Raw genomic sequence first — 21,055 nt, forward strand, 5'->3', positions numbered from 1 at the left:
CCCCCGCCCCCGTCATGAGGAGCCCCGCATGGCCGCCGCAGAGCAGTCCCGCACCGCCGCCGAGATCGCCACCCAGCCCGGCTGCTGGCGGCGGGCGGCGAAGGCGGTGGAGTCCGGGTCCGCCGGGGCGCTGCCGCGCCCGGGCGAGCGGGTGGCGGTGACCGGCTGCGGCACCTCGTGGTTCATGGCCCAGTCCTACGCGGCGCTGCGCGAGGCCGCCGGGCAGGGCGAGACGGACGCCTTCGCGGCCTCGGAGTTCCCGGCCGGGCGCGCGTACGACCGGGTGGTGGCCATCACCCGTTCCGGCACCACCTCCGAGGTCCTCGGCCTCCTGGCCCACCTGCGGGGCCGCGTGCCGACCACCGCCCTGACCGCCGACCCCGCCACGCCCGTGACGGAGGCCGCCGACCACACCGCCGTCCTGGACTGGGCCGACGAGGAGTCGGTCGTCCAGACCCGCTTCGCCACGACGGCGCTGGCGCTGCTGCGCGCGGGCCTGGAGCGGCACGGCGCGCCGCCGGCCGGGGTGAAGCCGGTCGAGCAGGCGGCGGTCGACGCGGAGCTGGCCGTCGTCCAGCCGCTGCCCCCGGCCGCGCTGGAGGCCGAGCAGTGGACGTTCCTGGGCCGGGGCTGGACGTACGGGCTGGCGCTGGAGGCCGCGCTGAAGATGCGCGAGGCGGCCGGCGCCTGGACGGAGGCGTACCCGGCGATGGAGTACCGCCACGGCCCCATCGCGATCGCCCGCCCGGGCCGTGCCGTCTGGCTGCTGGGCTCCCTGCCGGAGGGGCTGTCCGGCGACATCGCGCGGGTGGGCGGGACGCTGCTGGCGGACTCCGACTGCCCGGCCACGGGCGATCGGGCGCTGGACCCGATGGCCGACCTGATCCGGGCCCAGCGCCTGGCGGTCGCCCTGGCGGAGGCCTCCGGAGCGGACCCGGACCGGCCGCGCAACCTCACGCGCAGCGTGGTCCTGGGCTGACGCGGCCGCCGGCGGCCAGCCGGGGCCGCTCGTACGGCCCCCCGCACCGCCCGTACAGGCCCCGCACCGCCCGTACAGGCCTCGTACAGCCGGGAACTGTACGTGCCGAAACACCGGGAACCGGCTGACGCGGCGGGACGGCTCCAACACAGTGGGTGCATGAAGGACCACCGTGAGAAGTCACCCGACCACCTGACCATCCGCGTACGGGCCCAGGACGACCCCGTCTCCCGGGTCACCGAGCACGACACCGTCGAGGCGTCCGTGCGCTACCCGCATGTCGTGATCCGGGGGCCCGTCTTCGGCTTCGCCGAGCAGCGGCCCGAGGACGGGCCCCGCTGGCGGCTGCTGAGCGACATGGACAGCGGCTTCCCGCAACACGCCCGGGACGGTCTCAACTCGTACCTGTGGTTCACGGCGCGGGACGACACCGAGGACCGGGCGCTGCGCCGCCGGCTGCTGGCCGCCGTCGCCCGGCTGGAGACCGAGCCGGTGGACGAGGTCTCGGTGGGCGACACCCGCTACCGCGTCGTGCGCGGCGACGAGTTCGCCCGTATCGGCCCCGACGGGCTGGAACCGCCCCGCCCCACCGACCCCGAGCCCCCGGGGCCGCTCTCCTGGAAGCTGAGCGACCGGTCGGTCTCACGGACGAAGGGCTTCGTCATCGACCACGCCGCCGCCGTGGGCCTCATGACGGGCATCCAGCGGGTCGAGCTGCTGTCGCTGGCCTACCGGGCCGCGCGCTACCCGAAGGAGGTGCGGGCGGACTCCCTGCGCGCCCTCCACACCCACCCCGGCGTGGTGCTCCTGCCCGCCGCCTTCGCCTTCGCCGAGGAGAAGGAGGACTCCTGGGAGCCGGTCTGCGTCTCCCTGCCCACCCCGCACGACGCCCGGCGGTCGATGGTGAACCATCTGAAGGAGATCCGGCCCATGCTCTACGACGTCCCCCCGGACGAGGCCGAGGAGGACGCGCGGGCGGCCGACGAGTACGTGACCCGCACCCCGCGCGGCAACGAACTGCGGGTGCGCGGCCGGTGCTTCCGGATCGTCCGCGTGGAGCGGCTGATCCGCGTCGGCCCCGACGGGCCCGAGACGTCCCGCCCCTCGGACTGGGACCCGGAGCCGCCGATGCGGCTCCACCCGGTGATGGACGAGTTCGGAAACATCCTCCGCGACTGAGCCCTCGGCCCCATCGGTCGGTACCTGGCCGGGTGCCGACCGATGGTTCGGCCTCGTCAGCAGACGACAGGCCACGCCATAACACCTGTCGTTCCCGGGCTCGGTCCGCGTTCTGCGCCCATTATTTCACGAGTACGCGGATGGAATTCCGCGCCACCACCCTCAAATCTGAAAACCTCACTTCACGAGGAACACCCCAGCCTCTCCCTGAGAGCCTCGACAAATCCTTCGTGCAGGTCTTCCGCCGACAGGAGCTTCTCCTTGGCGTACTCATGGGACTTCACTTCGTGTTCGCTGTGATTTTCTTCGTCCACTCCCGCATGAGTGGTTTGCGCGAGAACCTCCTTGGCGCCACACGAGAAGAGCTCGGTATGGAAGTATTCAGAAGACTCCTTTCGGGAGTCCTTGTAACGGGAGATGACCCGATCATTACTGGTGACAGCAAAGGCCGACAACACGTGGGGGTTTTCTCCGTCACCCCGAATCAGTGCACAACTCCAGTCTCCTCCCATACGTCCAACCGTACGCTGCCGGACACCCTCGCGACTTGCACCGACACGCAAGGAATTAAACCCCGGAATATTACACTGATCACCTCCAGGAAGATCCTCAACAGCAGAAGAACGCGAAAGCCCCTTGGTCACCTTGAAGTCAGGGGAATCACACCCTTTACCCTCTGCGAGATTCTTCGCGTAGGAGGTGGCAATCTCGGCCATGAATTGGTGCTCGCCACCTGAAACATGCGGACCCCCGTGTCCGGAATTTTTCAGCTCCAACTGCACCTGTATCGGCTTCCCACCGGACTTGAAGACAGCTGAACACTCCTCGGGCAACCACACCTCAGCCCTCTTGCCATCTGTCCAGCCAACCACTCCGGATCCAAGGGGTGATTCCTCCGCATACCAGTCCGGTGGCACTCTGCGCCCCTGATACGGGCCGAATTCCCAGGCAGCGAACACCTCAATCTCCGCGAGGTTCTGCATGCCCATCCAGATGCCGCACCGCAGTATCACGTCATCCTCGTCCGAAGATTCCCTCCCGGAGTCGCCCAGATCCTCTCGAATCTCCACCAGGGAGGAATCGTAGTCACCTCCTCCCCCGCTCCCCAGTCTCGCGACCTCTGCAACACTCAGGTTCCCTCCGCAGAGACCCTCCCCGCCCTCTCCGTCCGCCTCTCCCCCTCCGAGCAAATAGATGACGCCGCCGACAACGGCCAGAGAAACCACGGAAGCCAGTACCGAGTTTCTAATTTTCGCCCCCTTGACGGCCTTTTCTCTCCGACTGTCACTCATCTCTTTGCCCTGTCGCTCCCTGTGCACCGTGTATCGCCGAGGAGTAGTCACGCTCAGCTTCCGTCAGGATAGATTCCTGAAAGTTCGACCTGCCGTCGCTCAGGTCATACTCGGAGAGACCGACCTCTTCTCCTCTCAACACAAACATCCTCTCCAAACGAGGGAGGCCTTGAGTGGAATAGCTCCTTATGAGCTCCTCGGTGGTCTTATTCGCGACATCCTCATTGAGACCCTCAGCGATTTTTCCTGTACTTATGTCGACGAACCGCTGAATCGAGTCTCCCACTATTGGAATATTAGTGAAGAGGGCGCCCACCGAATGATATCTATACGCCTTCTCCCAGTTGTTCCGAGATATTTCCTCATCACGATCAGCCCCGAGAACATCAGCACGAATGTAGTCCAGTGACCCCATTACCTGACCGCTGGAGCGCGCTACGCCCCGAGCGTCCACACTCCCATTCTGAAGGTCTTCTTTTTCCAGGCCGGCGATATTATTCGAGATGACCACCATCTGCGAGTCATGAATTTTCCTGAACGCCCCGCCGTCTTCGGAAACCCCGCGAACGAACTGCAGCATTTCTGTTCTGTTGATGCTGATATCGTTCGGCTCGGTCTTCGTCGACGCTCGAGAGAAGTCACCGTTCGTGCCTAGGATGTCATGAATATCGTTAGGGTAGTAGGCGATGGTGTTCGCCATGTTGTGGCGGACATTCTCCGGGACCGCCGACTTGTCGACTGCGGATATTTTGGCGTATGAATCCACCACCTCCTCGAAAACCCGGATTCGCTTCCTGAGGTCGCGTTCAGCCTTTTCCTTTTCCTCTTCTGTCTGTGCTTCAGCAATACCTGCCGCTGGGTCCCTGCGTTCCTCACCGGGGACCTGGCCGGTCATGGCGGCCTCCAGGGCCGCGCCGAATCCGACGTGGCTGTCGGCGTCGGCCTTGTCCGGGCCGGACACCTCGACCTTGCGGTACTCGGAGGTGTTGACCAGATCCCAGTCGCGCTCCTTCTGGAGGTAGTGCAGACGGTCCTTTCCGGCGGCCGTGTCAGGGTCGAAGTAGGCGGTGGCGATGTCGGGGGTCTTGCTCATGATGCCGAGGACACCGTCGTAGGGGTCGTTGGCGAACCAGCTGTCCCTGTCCGGTGAGAAGGTGCCGTCTTCCTCCTTCTTCCCCGCGAACCCCCGGTCGAGGTCCCAGATGTCGGGGTCGCCCTTCTGCTTCGAGTCCTCGGCGGCGCGGATGTCGTCGGCGAGGTCGTGCAGGAACTGCTCGCTGTAGCCGCTGCCGTTCTGCATCAGGGTGACGATCGACTGGTAGCCCCGCATCCTCTGGTCGCTGCCGGCCTGATCGACGATCTCGGCGTCGTACTCCTTGAGGCCGGCTTCCCTGAGGTCCTTCATCCACTTGTCGTAGAACCTCTGGTCCTCTTCCCTCTCCTTGCCCTTGCCCTCGACCTTGGTGGCGGTGGCGATGACGTCGGCCAGGTGCCGGTCCATGTCCAGGTAGTGCTTCTTCCGGCCGGTCTCCTCGAAGTACGCGCGGTCGGTCAGCTCGTTGTGCGTGCGGATGACACCGTCGGGGCCGCCCAGGGAGGTGATGAGGGTGCGGCTGAACTCCTGGTCGGACTTGTTCTCCCGCATCAGGAGGTCCAGTTCGCTCCGCTCCCCGTCGGAGAGCTTCTCGCCCCGCCTGATCTTGTCGTACAGCTCCTCGGCGCGTGCGGCGTTGGCCTCGCCCGCATCACTCTTGAGCGCTCCGTTGAAGCCGTCCAGCAGGCCCTTGTTGCCGTCGGACGGGTCCGACATGAGCGCCATGCGGAAGTTCTCGTCGGCGTCCTGGACGTCCTTGACCGCGTCGAGGATCTTGTTCGTCCAGGATTCCTCCAGCTCCTGGCGGGCGAGCCGGTTGCTGCGGTAGATCTCCGCCCTGTCCTCGTCCATCCTGGCGAGGTCCGCGGTGCAGCGGCCGGAGTACGGATTGACGGTCATACACGCCTCGACGGCCTGGTCGCGCATTTCGATGACCTTGTTGCGCCGTGAGTTGAGCGTCCTGTACGCCTCTTTCAGCAGCGCGCCGACGGCCTTGGCCTCGTCGCGCGCACCCGCGTACTCCTCCAGCGTGACCTGGGCCTGGCTCTTGAACGCCGTGGCCGACTCGCCCCGCCAGCCGTCGGCCTCCACCGCGGCCTTGACGTGGTCGCGGTAGTTGTCGTGCAGCTCGCCGAACCGTCTGCCCATGTCCTCCCATGCGGTCGCCGCGTCGGAGAGGCTCGACAGGCCGGTGTTGATGATCGTCTCGTAGTCGACTGTCATGTCGGTTCCCCTCCTCCGCTCAGAAGTCCGCTATCGGACTCTTCGCCGCCGGGCGGCCCGGGCCCGGACCGGGCGAGGGGCCGGCGCCGGGCGCGTAGTCGCTCAGGGCGCTGCGGTAGAGGGGGGAGAGGCCGTTGAAGGACGCCTTGGTGTCGGTCTCGTTGTTCCCGAAGAGGGTGTTGGTCTGCTCCAGTCCGGTGAGCTCGGCGTCCAGGCGGCCCTGGAGCCGTTTGGAGTTCCGTTCCCACTTGTTCAGCCGGTGGGACAGCCCCCTGGCCACCTCCCAGCCGTTCAGCTTCCCCGTGGTGCAGACGGTGGCGTTCGAGCCGCCGGCGGCGTCTACGCTGTCGTCCTCGGCGAGGACGCTCGCCTTCCTGGTGTCCGGGCCCAGATGCCGCCTGATGTAGTCGGCGGCTTTCTTCTTCTGCGTCTCGGAGTGCGCCAGGTCACCGCCGGGCCCCTGGCCTCCCCCGCCTCCCGGGTGTGCCAGTTCGTTCAGCCGTGTGCTCGTGGGCCGCTGGTCCTCGATGGACACGTGCTCCCCCGCTCCCTCGTCCTCGTCCGCCGTCGGAGTCCGCGCCCCGCCCGCTGTGCCGTTCCCCGTGCGTGTACGGAGGCGCGGATCGGATCCATGTGATCACAGTGGGTTTCGCATCGGAGCATAGCGGCCGTCAACTGCGGTGACCTGCAGGGCGAGTGCGCCTCTCCCCCGCCCGGAACGGCTCGTTCCGGGCGGGGTGGTCAGGGGAGTCGTGGTGCGGAGCAGCCGTGGTGTTCGGCCGAGGCCTCGGCGAAGGCCTTCAGCGCCGCCCGTTCGTACGCCTGCTCCTCCCGCGTCGACTTCTCCCGTTTCCTGCCCAGGGGCTCGACGGTGAAGAGAGCGGTTTCGCCCGAGAACGGGGCCGGGCAGGTGGCGGTGGCCCACAGACCGCCTTCGGGCAGCTTCCCGCTGGGAGTGCGTCCGGGGATCGTCTTCACGAAGCTGTACCGCTTCTCCCAGGCCGCGCGGGCGCTCGTCGCGTATGGGCCGTAGAAGGCCCGCAGCGAGTAGAGCGGGGTGCCGCCGCTGTTGCCGACGGAGCACTTCTCCTGCGGGGCACCGGCCCGGTCGCTCTCCCAGGCTCGCGTGAGGAACCGGCCCCGCGTCGGGATGCCTTCGCACGTCCCGTCCGCCTCGTCCAGAGGTACGTCCTCGTCGTCGGCCACGGGCAGCGGCACCGTACGCAGCCGCTCGCCGAAGCGCGCCTCGCAGCTCCAGCGTTCGGCGGCATTGCGTGCTGTGGCCGTGGCCAGGCGTCCTATACGGGTTCGGTGGGCGGGGTCGTCGAAGTCGGCGTCCTTCACCGACACATTGACTGTGACCAGCAGGTCGCGGCGGTCTCCGACGCAGTCCAGAAACACGGCGGCGGTCCCCCGGTCCTCGTAGGGGGCGTCACGTATTGAGAAGAAACCGGTCCAGCCGCCCGGCAGGGGCGCCGGTGTGTCCGCATAGAGGGCCGGATAGGGGTCGTCCAGCCGTTCGCTCTCCCCGCCCTCCCCACCGTCTGGGACACGGGTGCCGTGAAGCGACACTCCGACCGACGCCTGCTCGAAGCCATAGGTCTTCTCGGGCCTCTTCCGGGCGACGAAGCAGCCGGCCTCCAGCGGTTCGTCCTTCCGGCCGAGGCCTTCCTCATCACGTGCGGAATCCGTTTTCCCGTCCAGCGGGCCGCCGCCAAGGATCGCCCGCGCCTCGCGTTCGGGAAGCACTCCGCCGCATGCGTCGCTCAGCAGTTCCTCGGAGGCCTGCTGCTCGCTTCTCTCCTCGTACCAGGATTGCCCTGCCGGGAGCATGAACACCATGCCGAGGAAGACGCCGGCGGCGATCACTCGTCGTCGATGGATCGCCATCCCTCCACCTCCCCCAGGACCGTGGTGCCACGGCAGTGCGCTCGCTCGGGCCAGCCGCCGGAGGCGGCGAGGTAGCGGTCGAGCGCGGCACGTGCCGTCCGCGACAGTTCCCCGCGTGCCGCCTCGCTCAGTACGGGGCTGTCCTCCTCATGCCGCGCCACTTTTCCCTCCGAGTCGAGGTGGTAGCCGAGTTCGGGCGTGACCGAGATCCGGTGGAAGGTCTGGCCGCCGTCGCACACCGACTCGGCCCACAGCGACAGAGAGGGCAGGGTGCGGTCGTCACTCGGCAGCAGTTCGGCCGTTCCTTTCGGGACAGTCGTCCAGCCCGGTCCGGGCTCGTGGTGCTCGTCGGCTTCGTGGTCGCTCAGGCCTGTCTCACCACTCTGGTAGAAGTCGCGTGCTCCGACTCCGGAAACACTGGTGGCCTGCACGCCCTTGGTCTCGTTCTCGTCGGGGAATCCGTCGAGAACGGCACGGCACTCTTCCAGGGAGGGGTTGAAGGAGGAACCGCCCGACACCCTCCACTTCCCCTTCGGGTAGCCCATGGCGGCGGGGTTCAGCCAGGCGCAGGTGCCCTCGCCACGAGGACCGTCTCCCCGCTCGTCCCCCGTCCCGGTCTCGTCGTCGCCGCCGTCGTCGCCATCGCGTTCGGAGCCCGGTGCCGGGCTCAGCTTGCCGAGTGGGGCGGTGCCGCATGCCTGGTGCTCGCGCACCCGGTCGGCGGCGTGTACGGCCGACCGGACGGCCAGGCGCAGTTCCTCCTCGACGGGTCCATCCGTGTGTCCGTCGTCGTCCTCGTCGTGGACGCGCATGGGCAGTTCGACGGAAACCTTCACATCCGTGCCCAGCCGAAAGCGTTCGAAGTCACCTCTGGGGCAGGCGACTTGCAGGACGACTCCCACCCGTTTCGTGTCGCCGTACGTGTCATGCACCGTGATGACCCCCCGGGAACCGTCCGGCAGCCGGTAGGGGAAGGGGAGTACGTCGCCGTCTTCGACGGAGGGGAGTACGTCGTCGGGCCCCCATGGTTCCGCCCGCATGTGGACGCCGCGGTCGCCCTTCCCGCCGTCATCGGTCCAGTCGAGTCGGCAGTCGATGAACGCGCGGCTCTCGTGGCCGGGTTCCAGGAGCGTGCCGTACTGCCCGTGCGTCACGGCCGAGTCGCGGGGCAGGAACGGATCGAGGTGGGCGGCGGGCAGCAGGCCGGCGCACGCCTTCCGCACCTGCGCACGGTTGGCCTTCGGATATTCGTCGTCCCACGTTGAGTGGACGATCACCGCCGTCACGACGGCGAGGGCCGCCGCCCCCAGAACAGTGGTACGCAGCCGACCGCGCTCCCACAGGCTCCCCATGATCCCCCCTGCCGGTTCTCGCCCGACGCTAACAGAGGGGATGGAGGGGGTCGGGTTCTCCACGGCTCGCCGAACAGTGCTCGGCCCGGCGCGCCTGCTCACGGCGTCCGGATTCCCGTGCGGTGCCCCGACCGGCGGCAGAGTGGACTAGACCTTTCGCGGGTGACAGGTGAGACTGTCCCCGTGACTCCTCGGCATGACGAAACCGCGTATGTCGTCGCCCTCGACGTGGGCGGCACCGGGCTGAAGGGCGCCCTCGTCGGGCCCGGCCACACACTGCTGCACCAGGCGCGGCGGCCCACCGGGCGGGGGGACGGGCCGGACGCCGTGGTGGATAACGTGCTCGCGTTCGCCGAAGGGCTGCGGAAGACCGGGGTCGCGCGGTACGGCGCCGAGCCCGTGGCCGCGGGGATCGCGGTGCCGGGGATCATCGACGACGCGGCGGGTACGGCCGTCTACTCCACCAATCTCGGCTGGCGGGACGTGCCGCTGCGCGATCTGCTGTCCGGGCGGCTGGGCGGGGTGCCCGTCGCCCTCGGGCACGACGTGCGCGCAGGCGGGCTCGCCGAGGGCCGGATCGGGGCGGGGGCGGGCGTGGACCGCTTCCTGTTCACCGCGCTGGGCACCGGCATCGCCGGGGCCGTCGGGATCGACGGCCGGGTGGAGCCGGGCGCGCACGGCGGCGCGGGCGAGATCGGCCACATCACCGTACGGCCCGGCGGGCCCGAGTGCGGCTGCGGGCGGCGCGGCTGCCTGGAGCTGTTCGCCTCCGCCGCCGCCGTGGGCCGGGCCTGGGCCGGGGCGTGCGGCGATCCGGAGGCGACGGCGGCCGGTGCCGCCCGGGCCGTGGAGGCGGGCGACCCGCGGGCCGCCGCCGTCTGGCTCGACGCGGTCGACGCCCTCTCCGAGGGCCTGGTCACCGCGATCACCCTGCTGGACCCACGGGTGCTGATCGTCGGCGGCGGGCTGGCGGAGGCGGGCGAGACGCTTCTGGCGCCGCTGCGCGAGGCCGTACGCGCCAAGGTCACCTTCCAGCACGTTCCCACGATCGTTCCGGCGGCCCTGGGGGACACCGCCGGGTGCCTGGGCGCGGGACTCCTCGCCTGGGACCTACTCTCCGCGGAGGTTGTGAGCCGATGACCGGTCCGAAGACGGCGCAGACGACGGGGCCGCGGACGGCGAAAGCACCGGCGGCGAAAGCACCGGCGGCGAAAGCACCGGCGGCGAGCACCCGGACGGCCGGAGCGCGGCGCACCGTGCTGACGGGCGCCCGTGTGGTGCTGCCGGACGGCGTGGCCGAGGACGGCAGGGTGACGGTGGAGGGGTCGCGCATCGCCGCCGACACCCCCGGGGAGGCGGGCACGCTCGACCTGGCCGGCCACTGGGTCGTGCCCGGCTTCGTCGACATGCACGTCCACGGCGGCGGCGGGGCGTCCTTCTCCGCGGGCTCGGCCGAGGAGGCGCTGCGGGCGATCGCCACCCACCGGGCGCACGGCACCACGACGATGGTCGCCTCCACCGTCACCGGCGCTCTGGACGAACTCGCCCGGCAGGCCGCCGCGCTGTCGGAGCTGGTGGAGCAGGGCGACCTGGCGGGCATCCACTTCGAGGGCCCCTTCATCGCCCGCGGCCGCTGCGGCGCGCACGACCCCGGCCTGCTGCGCGATCCCGACCCGGCCGATGTGCGCGCACTGGTGCGGGCGGCGCGCGGCGCGGCGCGGATGGTCACGCTCGCGCCGGAGCTGCCCGGCGGCCTGGAGTCGGTGCGGCTGCTGGCCGACAGCGGGGTGATCGCGGCGGTCGGCCACACCGACGCCTCCTACGAGGCCGTGCTGGAGGCCGTCGGGGCGGGTGCGACGGTCGCCACGCACCTGTTCAACGCGATGCCCCCGCTGCTGCACCGCGCCCCCGGCCCGGTGGCGGCGCTGCTGGAGGACGAGCGGGTCACCGTCGAGCTGATCAACGACGGCGTCCATCTGCACCCCGCCGTCCTGGAGCTGGCCTTCGCCCGCGCCGGGACCGGCCGGGTCGCCTTCGTCACCGACGCCATGGGGGCGGCCGGCATGGGCGACGGCCTCTACCCGCTCGGCCCGCTCCAGGTGCGCGTCACCGACGGTGTCGCCCGGCTGGTGGAGGGCGGTTCGATCGCGGGCTCCACGCTCACCCTGGACGAGGCGCTGCGGCGCGCGGTGACGGTGGACGGCCTGCGGATCGAGGACGCGGTACGGGCCCTGGCGCTCAACCCGGCGCGGCTGCTGGGGGTCGCCGACCGGGTGGGGTCGATCGAGCCCGGCAAGTACGCCGATCTGGTGGTGCTGGACGGCGGCTACCGGGTGGCGGGCGTCATGCGCCGGGGCGAGTGGGTGGTGCCCCCTCGCCTTCCGGACACCGCGGAGCCCGCCGGGGTTGTACGCGGCGGCGCGACGGGCTGATTGCGTTACGGTCTCGTTCCCACATCGAGCGCGGGCGGTCGTCTTCGCCCTCTGGGCCAGCCGCCTCCGCTTTGGCATGATCACTCGCACGGTCGGCGGCCCCGCGCCACCGTGCGCATGCCGAACGTTCACACTCGCCGGTGGGAGGCGGAGTACCGGATGATCCTGACCGTCACGCTCAACGCGGCTTTGGACATCACCTACCGCGTCCCCCGTCTGGAGCCGCGCGCCTCCCACCGGGTCCGGGAGGTCGCCGAGCGTCCGGGCGGCAAGGGCCTGAATGTGGCACGGGTCCTGGGAGCGCTGGGCCACGAGACGCTGGTGACCGGCTTCACCGGCGGCCCGAACGGCGACCGGCTGCGGGCGCTGCTGTCGGAGGTGACGGAGGAGGGCCCGGTGGGGGACGCGTTCGTCGCCGTCGGCGGGGACACCCGCCGCACCGTCACGGTCGTGGACGAGGCGTCCGGCGACGCCACCGTGCTCAACGAGCCCGGCCCGCAGATAGCCCCCGCCGAGTGGGAGCGCTTCCTGGACGTCTACGGCGGGCTGCTGCACGACGCCACCGCCGTCGCCCTGTGCGGCAGTCTGCCGCCCGGGGTGCCCGTAGGGGCGTACGGGACGCTGGTACGCGCCGCGCGCACCGCGGGCGTGCCCGTGCTGCTGGACACCAGCGGGGAGCCACTGCTGCGCGGGCTGGCCGCCCGGCCGGACGTCGTCAAACCCAACTCCCATGAGCTGGCCGGGATAACGGGCACCACCGAGCCGCTGCGGGCCGCGCGGCTGGCGCAGCGGCGCGGGGCGCACGCGGTGGTCGCCTCGCTGGGCGAGGACGGGCTGCTCGGTCTCACCCCGGAGGGCGTCTGGCGCGTCGAGCCGCCCCGGCGGCTGGCGGGCAACCCGACGGGGGCGGGGGACTCGGTGGTGGCCGCGCTGCTGTCCGGACTCGTGGAGGGCCTGCCCTGGCCGGACCGGCTGGCCCGCGCCGCCGCCCTGTCGGCGGCGACCGTACGGGCCGAGGCGGCGGGCGAGTTCGACCGGGTGCTGTACGAGGAACTGCTGCCCGGGGTGCGGATCGACCGGCAGATGGCGGCCGTCTGACGGCCCGTCCGGCACCCCGGCCGGACGGCGGCGAGGCGGCTGCGGGGCGACTGCGAAGCGGCGGCGAGGCGGCTGCGAGCGGAGAAGACGGGCACGCGGGACGGACGGGCACGGAGGAGGGGTCGGCATGCCACTGGTCGGCAGCGGAGAACTCGTGGCGGACGCGCGCGCGTCCGGCCGCGGCGTCGCCGCGTTCAACGTCATCACCCTGGAGCACGCCGAGGCGATCGCCGCCGGCGCGGAGACCGCCGGCATGCCCGCCGTCCTCCAGATCTCCGAGAACGCCGTGCGCTTCCACGGCGGCCGGCTCGCCCCCGTCGCCGCCGCGGCGGCGGCCGTGGCACGGGCCTCCGGCGCGCCGCTGGCCCTGCACCTGGACCATGTGGAGAGCTTCGAACTGCTGCGCGCCGCGCCGGAGTCCGGGTTCGGCTCGGTGATGTTCGACGCCTCGAGGCTGTCCTACGCCGACAATGTGGCGGCCACGGCGGAGGCCGTGCGCTTCGGCCACGCGCACGGGATGTGGGTGGAGGCCGAGCTGGGCCGGATCGGCGGCAAGCCCGGCGACCGGGAGCCGGGGGACGGCGGGGAGCCGGAAGAGGGGCGCGGGACACTCGACGCGCACGCCCCCGGCGTGCGGACCGATCCCGCCGAGGCGGCCGCGTACGTGGCGGCCACCGGGGTGGACGCCCTGGCCGTCGCGGTCGGCAGCTCCCACGCGATGACCGAGCGCACCGCCGTCCTCGACCACGCGCTCATCGGCGAGCTGCGCGAGGCCGTCCCCGTGCCGCTGGTGCTGCACGGCTCCTCAGGGGTGCCGGACGAGGAGCTGCGGCGGGCGGTGGCGGCCGGCATGACGAAGATCAACGTGGGGACGGCGCTGAACACCGCCTTCACCGGGGCCGTCCGCGCCTTCCTCGCCCAGGACGCACGGGCCGTCGATCCGCGCCGGTACCTGTCCCCGGCGCGGGAGGCGATGGCGCGGACGGTGGCGGCCTTCCTGAAGGTGGTCGGCGGCTGACGCGACCGCGCCGCGCCGCCGGCCCCGTCACGACCCGCCGCAGTGGCGTCAGCCGCGGACGTGGCCTTCCTTGAGCCAGACCCGGTCGAGGACGAACCCGCACTGGTTGCCCTCCTCGCAGGAGATCCTGACGGTGTTGGTGCCCTTGTTCAGGTTGACCCAGGCGAAGGTGCGCGTCCAGCCCTTCTCCCACTCGCCCTCGCCCGCCTTGGCGAAGTTCTTCATGTTCAGCCCGCCCTTGTGGGGCGTGCCGTTGACTGCGAGCGCGGAGTTCGCGTCCTTGCCCGGCACTCCGTAGCCGACGAACAGCGTGTACTTGCCGTCCTCGGGGACCTCGAAGGTCCAGGTGGCCGAGGAGCCGGGCTTGTCGAGGCCGGTGACGTACGCGCCGCTCCTGGACTCGGCACCCTGGACGGCCTTGTCCGTGGTCGCGCCGCCGCCGAGCTGGAGGCTGGCCGCGTCCTCGGAGGGGAGGGGGCCCGGCTTCTCCTCCTTGTTCTTGTCGGCGTCCTTGTCCAGGTCGTCCCCGTCGCCCGCGCCGCTCTCGCCCTCGCCGGCTCCGGAGGTGGCGGCCTGGGTGCCGCCGGTCTGGTTGGCGTTCGCGTCGTCGCCGTCGCTGAAGAAGACGGCGGCGCCCACGCCGAGGACCACGGCGGCGACGACCGCCAGTGCGCCGACCAGCAGACCGTTGTGGTTGCGGCCCCGCCCCCGGCCGGCCGGACCGGCCGCGGCGGCCTCGCGCCGCGCGGCGGCACGGCCGCCGGGCACGGTCTCGGGGGCCGCGTAGTGCGCGCTGGGCTGGTGCGGCGGCTGCTGGTGCTGCTGCGGTGCCTGCTGCTGGCCCTGCTGCCCGCCGTAGCGGCGCTCGCCCACGGCACGGACGTGGTTGTACGAGGTGCGAGGCACTCCCGGCTGTGACGCCGCGGCGCCTGTGTCACCGCCCGTACCGCCCTCGGAGCGGTAGAGGTAGGCGAACGGGTCGTCGTTCTCCGGCGTGCCCGAGCCGTTGTTACCGGCGGTCATTCCGTGCGCTCCTCCATGACGGGTGCCTGCCCGGCGCAGCCTACCTCTTTCGGGTTAAAGAACGCGGCGTCTGTGACCCCTCGCACCGCGTCCCGCGACACACCCGGTGCCGGGGCCCGCCCGGGCCTCATCCGGCCCGGCGGTGGGCCTTGGAGCGCGACCGCTTCTCGACGTACATCCGCTGGTCGGCGGAGTGCAGGACCTCCTCGGCGGACATCCCGCACCCCGCCCAGCTGATGCCGAAGCTCGCCCCCACCCGCACCGCGCGCCCCTCCACGCGGATGGGCGGGATGATCGCGTTGCGCAGCCGTACGGCCAGGTCAGCGGCGTCGCCGCGACACAGTCCGTCCGCCAGGACGACGAATTCGTCACCACCCAGCCGGGCGACGGTGTCATTGTCGCGAACGCCACTCGAAAGGCGTCTGGCCACCTCGATCAGCACGGCGTCGCCGCAGTGGTGGCCGAAGCGGTCGTTGATCGACTTGAAGCCGTCGAGGTCGCAGAAGAGGACGGCCAGGCCCTTCTCCGAGGGGTCGTCGCTCGCGGGCGGAACGGTGTGGACGTGGTGCTCGTAGCCGCCGGCCGGCTCCGGGAGGACTCCCCCGAAGCCGTCGAGGCCGAACCCGTCGAGACCGGGAACGCCGGTGCCGAAGCCGTCGGACCCGAACCCGCCGTCGAGGGCGCCGCCGGCTCCCCCGGGGCCCATCTGCGCGGCGTCGGGCACCGGCGCGGGCTTGTCGCACAGCCGCGCGCCGAGCCGGGCCCGCAGCTCGGCGCTGTTGGGCAGGCCGGTGAGCGAGTCGTGGCTGGCGCGGTGGGCGAGCTGGAGCTCGTGGCGCTTGCGCTCCTCGATGTCCTCGACGTGGGTGAGCAGGAAGCGCGGGCCGTCGGTGGCGTCGGCCACCACCGAGTTGCGCAGGGAGACCCAGAGGAAGGAGCCGTCGCGCCGCGCCAGCCGCAGCTCGGCCCGGCCGCCCTCCGCGGAGGTGCGCAGCAGGGTGGCCAGGTCCTCGGGGTGGACGAGGTCGGAGAAGCTGCAGCGCCGCAGCGCCGCGGCCGGGCGGCCCAGCAGACGGCACAGCGCGTCGTTGGTGCGCACCAGCCGCCCGTGCTGGTCACCTCCCAGCTCGGTGACCGCCATGCCGCTGGGCGCGTACTCGAACGCCTGCCGGAAGCTCTCCTCGCTCGCCCTCAGCGCCTGCTGCTCGCGCTCCAGGCGGACCAGCGCGCGCTGCATGTTTGCGCGCAGCCGGGCGTTGCTGATCGCAATCCCCGCCTGAAAGGCGTACATCTGCAGCGCTTCGCGCCCCCACGCGCCCGGGCGCCGCCCGTTGCGCGGCTTGTCGACGGAGATGACGCCGAGGAGCTCCCCGTCGGACGAGTGCATCGGCGCCATGAGGAGGTCCATCGGATGCCACTCGTCGGCGTACCGCGGGGCCGGCCCGGCGGTGTGCCACTGCGGCACGTCGTCGTCCGTCAGGACCCACGCCTCGGTGTACGGGATGAAGCGCAGCTCGCCCCAGCGCTCGCCCAGCGCCAGCCGCCGCTCCCAGGCCGCCCGCGAGCCCGTACGGCCCGCCATCATCGCCTCCGCGCCCTCGCTGCCTGCGACGGCCGCCACCACGAGGTCCCCGTCGGGCTTGACGAGGTTGACCGCGGCCAGCTCGAAGTCGAGGCCCTTCACGATGCCGTCGGCGACGGTCTGCAGGGTGTCCGCCAGGCTGCGCGCGGTGTTGAGGTCCGCCATGGACTGGTGGAGCCTGCGCAGGGTGGCGAGGCGCACGTACGGCTCCGACTCGGCTTCCATCCGCCCTCCCCCTGAGACTCGAGTGGGTGACTCCAGATGATCCGGTTTTGGACTTTCTCCTGTCTTCAGGCCACTGAATCACAGCGAGCTGCCCAGTCGGTACACAGGGTCAACAATTGCCCCCCTGTGTGACTCATGTCACAACGGAGCGTGGGCGCCCGACTGCGCCGAGTGGGAGCGCTCCGATCCGCGCCACACCCGTACCGAACGCAAATTCCGGTCCTGACCTGCGGATCATTCAGCCGATGTACCTAGGTCCGGTCTGGTCCCGGGGGCCGATGCGACCGTCGGGACCAGCGTCTAGCGTGCGGGGTGTGCATCCGACACCACAGCATCAGATGTCCCGGAACGCCCCCACTTCGCCCTCGCGCCACACCTCCGGCCTCCCGCATCCTGAGGGGGTGGGCGAGGAGGAGTTCCGCGCGGCCCTGGCACGGCTGGCCGCGGGCGTGGTACTGGTGACGGCGCACGACCCGGAGGACGGGCCGCGCGGCGAGGACGTGGGCATGACCGCGACCTCCTTCCTCTCCGTCTCCCTGGATCCGCCGCTGGTACTGGTCAGCGTCCGCGAGGGCTCCCGGATGGACGAGTTGCTGAAACGGCAGCCACTGTGGGCCGCCTCCCTGCTCGCGGAGGGCCAGCGCCACATCGCGGGCCGCTTCTCCATGCGCGGCCGGGTCAGCGACCGCCTGCTCTTCCAGGACATGCCCCGCACCCGAGGCGAGGTCTCCGGAGCTCCCCTGGTCGACGGCGCGCTGGCGACGGTGGAGTGCCGTACCGAGCAGCGGGTGGGCGCGGGCGACCACACACTCGTGATCGGCCGGGTGCTGGCCACCTCACTGCCGTCCTCGGAGGGCAGGCCGCTGACGTACTTCCGCGGGCGCTACCGGCGCCTGGCGTAGCGGCCGCTCCCGGCCGGCCGGCCTCCCTGCCCCAGGCCTGCCAGACCTGCCCGACCGGTCCACCGGTCCGACCGGCCGGAAAGCGCGCCCGCCGTCCACAGCCCCCGACGGGCCGGATCGCCTGCTGACTACACTGACGTGACACGACCTTGGCACAGCGTGGCGACTAATCGGGGGACGGGGGCACGGCGTGACGGGCGAGCGTGACTTCGGCGGTGGCAAGAGCCTGAACTACCAGGCCGAGACGCTCACCGCCTTCAAGGGCCGCATCGACGAACTCCTCGGTGAGCTGGGGAAGTCCCCCGCCTCCCACAAGCAGATCGGCGAACAGACCGTCGCCCCCGACGCGTACGGCACGGGTTTCAGCGCGGCTGAGGACCTGTCAGCCCTCTATGAGAAGGTGCACACGCGCCTGGAAACCCTCTCCCGGCTGTTCGGCGAGCAGTTGGAGGCGCTGGGGATCGCCACCGAGATCGTGGACAAGGGCTATGGCGGCGTCGAGGAGGACCGGCGGCAGCGTTTCCAGGCCATCCAGACGCAGGTGGGCGAGCACTGGTCGGCAAGCCGGCAGGGTGACTCGGAGAAGGTCAAGGACTCCTCCTCCGAAGGCAACAAGAAGGCCCTCGACGCGGACACGGACTTCGACTAAGGGGGGCAGGAATGGCTACGGGAGAGTTCGAGGGCAAGTCCCTCGCCGCGCTCAACGCGATGGTCGCGAAGGCCGACCCCGGCCTGCTCACCTCGCGCGGCCAGGCCCTCGGCAAGGCCGGCTCCGACATGGACGGCATCGGCAGCGAACTGCGCACCTACATCGACCGTGTGGAGTGGGACGGCGAGGGCGGCGACGCCTTCCGCGAGTGGGGGCGCCAGTTCGCCCTGGAGTCAATGCGGTTCGCCGCGTACGTCCGCACGCTCGGGCAGCACATGGTCAACGCGGGCCAGGCCCTGACCGAGGCCAAGGCCGCCATCCCCGAACCCGAGATGTGCTACGCCGACCCGGAGAAGGACAAGGCCCGCCAGGAGCGTGAGGAGGGCAAGCGCCAGGAGGCGATCAACCAGCTCAACCGGCTGTCGTCGTACTACAGGACGACCGGGGAAGCACTCCGCGCCGCGGAGGAGCCGGACTTCAAGCCGCTGCCTGGGCAAGGGGAAAGAGGCCCCGGCACGTATGCGCCAAATTCAGTGCCACATTCCGGCCACTGGGATTCGGCAGCCACTCGGGATTCGGGCCCAGCCTCGGGCAGGTTCGTCCCCACGCAAGAGGGGGATGGGTTCCGTTCCGCCTTCACGGCGGAACGCCCCAACGCCGTTCCCACCCCTACGGCCGATCGCCCCACAAGCATGACGATCGACTCCGTCGCCTCACCCCCTGCCTCTGAGCCTCGGCCACAAACAGGGCTGAACCCCTCCCAATCCTCCACGGGCCCTTCATCTCCAACCACGCCCCCAGTGGCGCCCAGTGGACCAATCCATCGCACCGGTCGGCCGCTGCCCCACGTCACCGCAACCGGTCAGCCACCGGGCAGTGGTGGAAGGGGTGGTGTCCCACCGCGAAGCTCCGCCAGAGACGGCATCATGGGCGGCACCCCGCGCCAGGCAGGCAACCATGCTGCGGGATCAGGGACTCCACGCGGGACCATCGGCGGGGACCGTGCTCCATTGGGACGGCCTGTGGGTGGTATTCCGGGAGCCGCGAACGGCGGGTCTCCGACAGGCAGAGGCATGTCTCCAGGACGGCCTATGGCGCCGCAGCCGGGTGGGACTGGGGGAGGCTCTCGCATGGGCAGCGGTCGCGGTCGTGCCGAGTTCACTCCCGGCGGCAGTGGGCTCGTCCGGGGCAGCACAGCATCGGGTGTGGCGGGAACTGGGCGGCCGACCAACACGAGTTCCCCGTCGAGGGACCGGAGAGAGGGCCGGGACCGCCCCGACTACCTCACCGAGGACGAGGAGACCTGGACGGGGCGACGGGACGTTGTGCCGCCGGTCATCGATTGATTCCGAGGAAGTGCGCTGTCACATGCGAATCCATGCCCTCCCCTCACAGAGGCGAGCACTGACTCTGGTCGGTCTGCTCACAGCCACGCTCATGTCCATGGGGCTGCTCGCGCCTCCTGCCCTAGCCGAGGTCAGGCCGGACCAGCAGTGGTATCTGGACGCCATGAACGCCTCTGGACTGTGGAAAGTCAGCAAGGGCAAAGGCGTGACTGTCGCTGTCATCGATTCCGGAGTGAAGCCGACGCCAGGACTGACCGGCAGGCTGCTGGACGGGAAGAGTTTCACCACTGCAGACGCTGATGTTCACGAAGACGAGACCGGACACGGAACGGAGATGGCCGCACTGATCGCCGGTTCCGGGGCAGGGAACACCCTGCGAGGCCTGGCTCCAGAAGCGAAGATCCTTCCTCTCCGTACCCATGTCACACCCGGCCTTTTCAGGTCACACGACACGCTCATCAAGGCGATCCGATACGCAGCCCGGAGTGACGCCAAGATCATCAACATCTCACAGGGGCTCTCCGGGGTATCCAACGAAACGGCCGACGAACTGCAGGACGCAGTCGACGAAGCCAACAAGCGCGGCAAGCTCATCTTCGCGGCCGCTGGAAACGATGGCCGTCGCGTGAAGAACAACGACTTCCCAGCGGTACTTCCGGGTGTCGTGCCTGTGGGAGCGGTGGACGAGACCGGCACGGTGGCCGACTTCTCCAACTACGGCCATCACCTTGTGCTCTCCGCCCCTGGCGTACCCGGCGGCACGAGTCAGGCGTCCGCCGTCGCGTCCGCCTCGGCCGCGCTCATCTGGGCCGAGCACCCCGACTGGACCAACCACCAGGTCCTGCGTGTGATGGTCGAGACGACGGGGATGTCGCAGCGGGGCGAGGAGCCCAGCATGTACCTCGGGCACGGCATCGTCAGACCCGCACAGGTCCTGGTCGACGGCGACGGCGACCCCGGGCCGGCGGATGTGAGCCCGATCTTCTCCAAGTACTACGCCTCCCTCGAAGCCTCCAAGTCCCCCTCGCCCGAGGACGGCGAGGCCGACGGCAAGAACGAGGGGCCGCCCACCGCCAAGCCCGGCAAAGCCCAGGAACAGGACGACGAGCAGGTCGCCGCACAGGAGGAAACCGGCGGCAGCGGGCCGCCCTGGACGGCCATCGGCATCGGAGCCGCGGTACTCGTCGCCGTCGCCGCGGTCGTCACCGCCATGGCCTTCCGGCGACGGACGCCTGCGCAGCCCCGGTACTGAGCAGCAGGGGGTGGGCCGGCCCCGGCCGGCCTACCCCCAGTCGCGGCCGGAGCGGCCGCGCTTGACGTCGGAGCGGTGCTTCTTGTTCCGCAGCCGCCGCTCGTTGATCCCGCGCGGGACCTTGCCCTTCTTGCGCGGGCGCGGCGGCGGCGCGGTCGCCTCCGCCAGCACCGCGGCCATGCGTACGGCCGCGGTCTCGCGGTTGCGCCACTGGGAGCGGTGCTCGGCGGCCCGTACGACCAGGACTCCGTCCACCAGCCGGCCGGCCAGCCGCTCCAGGGCCCGCTCCTTCCACACCTCGGGCAGCGCCTCGGTGCGCGCGAGGTCGAAGCGGAGCTCGACCCGGCTGTCGCTGGTGTTGACGTGCTGGCCGCCAGGCCCGGACGAGCGCGAGAAACGCCAGTTCAGCTCGGCCTCCGGCAGGGAGACCGAGCCGCGGATGAGGTAGGGCCCGGACATGACTCCCATGATCCCGCCCTCCGGGCCCGCCGTCACGGCGTTTTCCCCGCCCTCCTGCTC

The 21,055-nt window shown here is 70.7% G+C and carries 17 protein-coding genes; 9 read left to right on the forward strand and 8 right to left on the reverse strand.

What is annotated here, in order from left to right:
* The first annotated feature begins 28 nt into the window (after nt 1–28).
* Together L7D48_RS10675 and L7D48_RS10680 are read left to right on the forward strand one after the other, a co-directional pair.
* Nucleotides 29–979 carry an SIS domain-containing protein gene (locus L7D48_RS10675; protein ID WP_237878744.1) on the forward strand — a complete coding sequence of 317 codons (951 nt, stop codon included), beginning with the start codon at nt 29–31 and terminating at the stop codon, nt 977–979.
* Nucleotides 980–1,138: 159 nt separating this feature from the next.
* Entirely contained in the window at nt 1,139–2,158 is a 1,020-nt protein-coding gene (locus L7D48_RS10680) for a DUF5954 family protein (RefSeq protein WP_237878745.1), read from the forward strand.
* 182 nt (nt 2,159–2,340) lie between these two features.
* Here L7D48_RS10680 and L7D48_RS10685 read toward each other — a convergent pair whose 3' ends face one another.
* From L7D48_RS10685 to L7D48_RS10705, 5 genes are all read right to left on the reverse strand, one after another.
* Nucleotides 2,341–3,450, reverse strand: coding sequence for a hypothetical protein (locus tag L7D48_RS10685; RefSeq protein WP_237878746.1), 1,110 nt, complete (start codon nt 3,448–3,450; stop codon nt 2,341–2,343).
* Complete coding sequence (locus L7D48_RS10690; protein ID WP_237878747.1) at nt 3,443–5,767, reverse strand: hypothetical protein; 2,325 nt, start codon at nt 5,765–5,767, stop codon at nt 3,443–3,445. Before L7D48_RS10690 ends, L7D48_RS10685 begins: the two co-directional genes overlap by 8 nt.
* A 19-nt stretch (nt 5,768–5,786) precedes the next feature.
* A complete protein-coding gene (locus L7D48_RS10695; protein ID WP_237878748.1) occupies nt 5,787–6,302 on the reverse strand; it encodes a hypothetical protein in 516 nt (171 codons plus the stop codon).
* A 206-nt stretch (nt 6,303–6,508) separates the two neighbouring features.
* Nucleotides 6,509–7,657, reverse strand: a complete 1,149-nt coding sequence (locus L7D48_RS10700; RefSeq protein WP_237878749.1) for a hypothetical protein — start codon at nt 7,655–7,657, stop codon at nt 6,509–6,511.
* Nucleotides 7,633–9,009 carry a hypothetical protein gene (locus L7D48_RS10705; protein WP_237878750.1) on the reverse strand — a complete coding sequence of 459 codons (1,377 nt, stop codon included), beginning with the start codon at nt 9,007–9,009 and terminating at the stop codon, nt 7,633–7,635. Before L7D48_RS10705 ends, L7D48_RS10700 begins: the two co-directional genes overlap by 25 nt.
* Before the next feature lie 183 nt (nt 9,010–9,192).
* Between L7D48_RS10705 and L7D48_RS10710 the strand changes: the two genes are divergently transcribed.
* The 4 genes from L7D48_RS10710 (at nt 9,193) to L7D48_RS10725 (ending at nt 13,557) form a co-directional block, all read left to right on the forward strand.
* Nucleotides 9,193–10,149 carry an ROK family protein gene (locus L7D48_RS10710; RefSeq protein ID WP_237878751.1) on the forward strand — a complete coding sequence of 319 codons (957 nt, stop codon included), beginning with the start codon at nt 9,193–9,195 and terminating at the stop codon, nt 10,147–10,149.
* Entirely contained in the window at nt 10,146–11,441 is a 1,296-nt protein-coding gene (gene nagA, locus L7D48_RS10715; RefSeq protein WP_237878752.1) for an N-acetylglucosamine-6-phosphate deacetylase, read from the forward strand. Before L7D48_RS10710 ends, nagA begins: the two co-directional genes overlap by 4 nt.
* A gap of 159 nt (nt 11,442–11,600) precedes the next feature.
* The gene (locus tag L7D48_RS10720; RefSeq protein ID WP_237878758.1) at nt 11,601–12,539 is read left to right on the forward strand and encodes a 1-phosphofructokinase family hexose kinase; all 939 of its coding nucleotides are present in this window, start codon (nt 11,601–11,603) and stop codon (nt 12,537–12,539) included.
* Between the two features lie 127 nt (nt 12,540–12,666).
* A complete protein-coding gene (locus L7D48_RS10725) occupies nt 12,667–13,557 on the forward strand; it encodes a class II fructose-bisphosphate aldolase (protein WP_237878753.1) in 891 nt (296 codons plus the stop codon).
* A gap of 48 nt (nt 13,558–13,605) precedes the next feature.
* Here L7D48_RS10725 and L7D48_RS10730 read toward each other — a convergent pair whose 3' ends face one another.
* Nucleotides 13,606–14,580: a hypothetical protein gene (locus L7D48_RS10730; protein WP_237878754.1), complete on the reverse strand. Its 975-nt coding sequence runs from the start codon at nt 14,578–14,580 to the stop codon at nt 13,606–13,608.
* Between the two features lie 127 nt (nt 14,581–14,707).
* Nucleotides 14,708–16,387 (reverse strand): diguanylate cyclase CdgB, encoded by a 1,680-nt coding sequence (gene cdgB, locus L7D48_RS10735; RefSeq protein WP_237878755.1) that lies wholly within the window; start codon nt 16,385–16,387, stop codon nt 14,708–14,710.
* 338 nt (nt 16,388–16,725) lie between these two features.
* On the opposite strand from cdgB, the gene L7D48_RS10740 reads away from it, so the two are divergent.
* From L7D48_RS10740 to L7D48_RS10750, 3 genes are all read left to right on the forward strand, one after another.
* Nucleotides 16,726–17,289 (forward strand): flavin reductase family protein, encoded by a 564-nt coding sequence (locus L7D48_RS10740; protein ID WP_237878759.1) that lies wholly within the window; start codon nt 16,726–16,728, stop codon nt 17,287–17,289.
* 190 nt (nt 17,290–17,479) lie between these two features.
* Nucleotides 17,480–17,938, forward strand: coding sequence for a hypothetical protein (locus L7D48_RS10745; RefSeq protein ID WP_237878756.1), 459 nt, complete (start codon nt 17,480–17,482; stop codon nt 17,936–17,938).
* Between the two features lie 1,443 nt (nt 17,939–19,381).
* Nucleotides 19,382–20,536 carry a S8 family serine peptidase gene (locus L7D48_RS10750; RefSeq protein ID WP_237878757.1) on the forward strand — a complete coding sequence of 385 codons (1,155 nt, stop codon included), beginning with the start codon at nt 19,382–19,384 and terminating at the stop codon, nt 20,534–20,536.
* 30 nt (nt 20,537–20,566) lie between these two features.
* Here the strand turns inward: L7D48_RS10750 and arfB are convergent, their stop codons facing one another.
* The gene (gene arfB / locus L7D48_RS10755) at nt 20,567–21,004 is read right to left on the reverse strand and encodes an alternative ribosome rescue aminoacyl-tRNA hydrolase ArfB (protein WP_237878760.1); all 438 of its coding nucleotides are present in this window, start codon (nt 21,002–21,004) and stop codon (nt 20,567–20,569) included.
* Nucleotides 21,005–21,055: the final 51 nt, after the last annotated feature.

The organism is Streptomyces sp. ICN903, assembly GCF_022015835.1.
GTDB lineage: Bacteria > Actinomycetota > Actinomycetes > Streptomycetales > Streptomycetaceae > Streptomyces > Streptomyces fenghuangensis.

Excerpts from the sequence above, each read along its gene's own strand:
- L7D48_RS10725 (WP_237878753.1), top strand. The coding sequence starts at position 12,667 with ATGCCACTGGTCGGCAGCGGAGAACTCGTGGCGGACGCGCGCGCGTCC.
- L7D48_RS10740 (WP_237878759.1), top strand. The coding sequence starts at position 16,726 with ATGTCCCGGAACGCCCCCACTTCGCCCTCGCGCCACACCTCCGGCCTC.
- cdgB (WP_237878755.1), bottom strand. The coding sequence starts at position 16,387 with ATGGAAGCCGAGTCGGAGCCGTACGTGCGCCTCGCCACCCTGCGCAGG.
- arfB (WP_237878760.1), bottom strand. The coding sequence starts at position 21,004 with ATGGGAGTCATGTCCGGGCCCTACCTCATCCGCGGCTCGGTCTCCCTG.
- L7D48_RS10680 (WP_237878745.1), top strand. The coding sequence starts at position 1,139 with ATGAAGGACCACCGTGAGAAGTCACCCGACCACCTGACCATCCGCGTA.
- L7D48_RS10730 (WP_237878754.1), bottom strand. The coding sequence starts at position 14,580 with ATGACCGCCGGTAACAACGGCTCGGGCACGCCGGAGAACGACGACCCG.
- L7D48_RS10705 (WP_237878750.1), bottom strand. The coding sequence starts at position 9,009 with ATGGGGAGCCTGTGGGAGCGCGGTCGGCTGCGTACCACTGTTCTGGGG.
- nagA (WP_237878752.1), top strand. The coding sequence starts at position 10,146 with ATGACCGGTCCGAAGACGGCGCAGACGACGGGGCCGCGGACGGCGAAA.
- L7D48_RS10685 (WP_237878746.1), bottom strand. The coding sequence starts at position 3,450 with ATGAGTGACAGTCGGAGAGAAAAGGCCGTCAAGGGGGCGAAAATTAGA.
- L7D48_RS10750 (WP_237878757.1), top strand. The coding sequence starts at position 19,382 with ATGGGGCTGCTCGCGCCTCCTGCCCTAGCCGAGGTCAGGCCGGACCAG.
- L7D48_RS10700 (WP_237878749.1), bottom strand. The coding sequence starts at position 7,657 with ATGGCGATCCATCGACGACGAGTGATCGCCGCCGGCGTCTTCCTCGGC.
- L7D48_RS10690 (WP_237878747.1), bottom strand. The coding sequence starts at position 5,767 with ATGACAGTCGACTACGAGACGATCATCAACACCGGCCTGTCGAGCCTC.
- L7D48_RS10720 (WP_237878758.1), top strand. The coding sequence starts at position 11,601 with ATGATCCTGACCGTCACGCTCAACGCGGCTTTGGACATCACCTACCGC.
- L7D48_RS10675 (WP_237878744.1), top strand. The coding sequence starts at position 29 with ATGGCCGCCGCAGAGCAGTCCCGCACCGCCGCCGAGATCGCCACCCAG.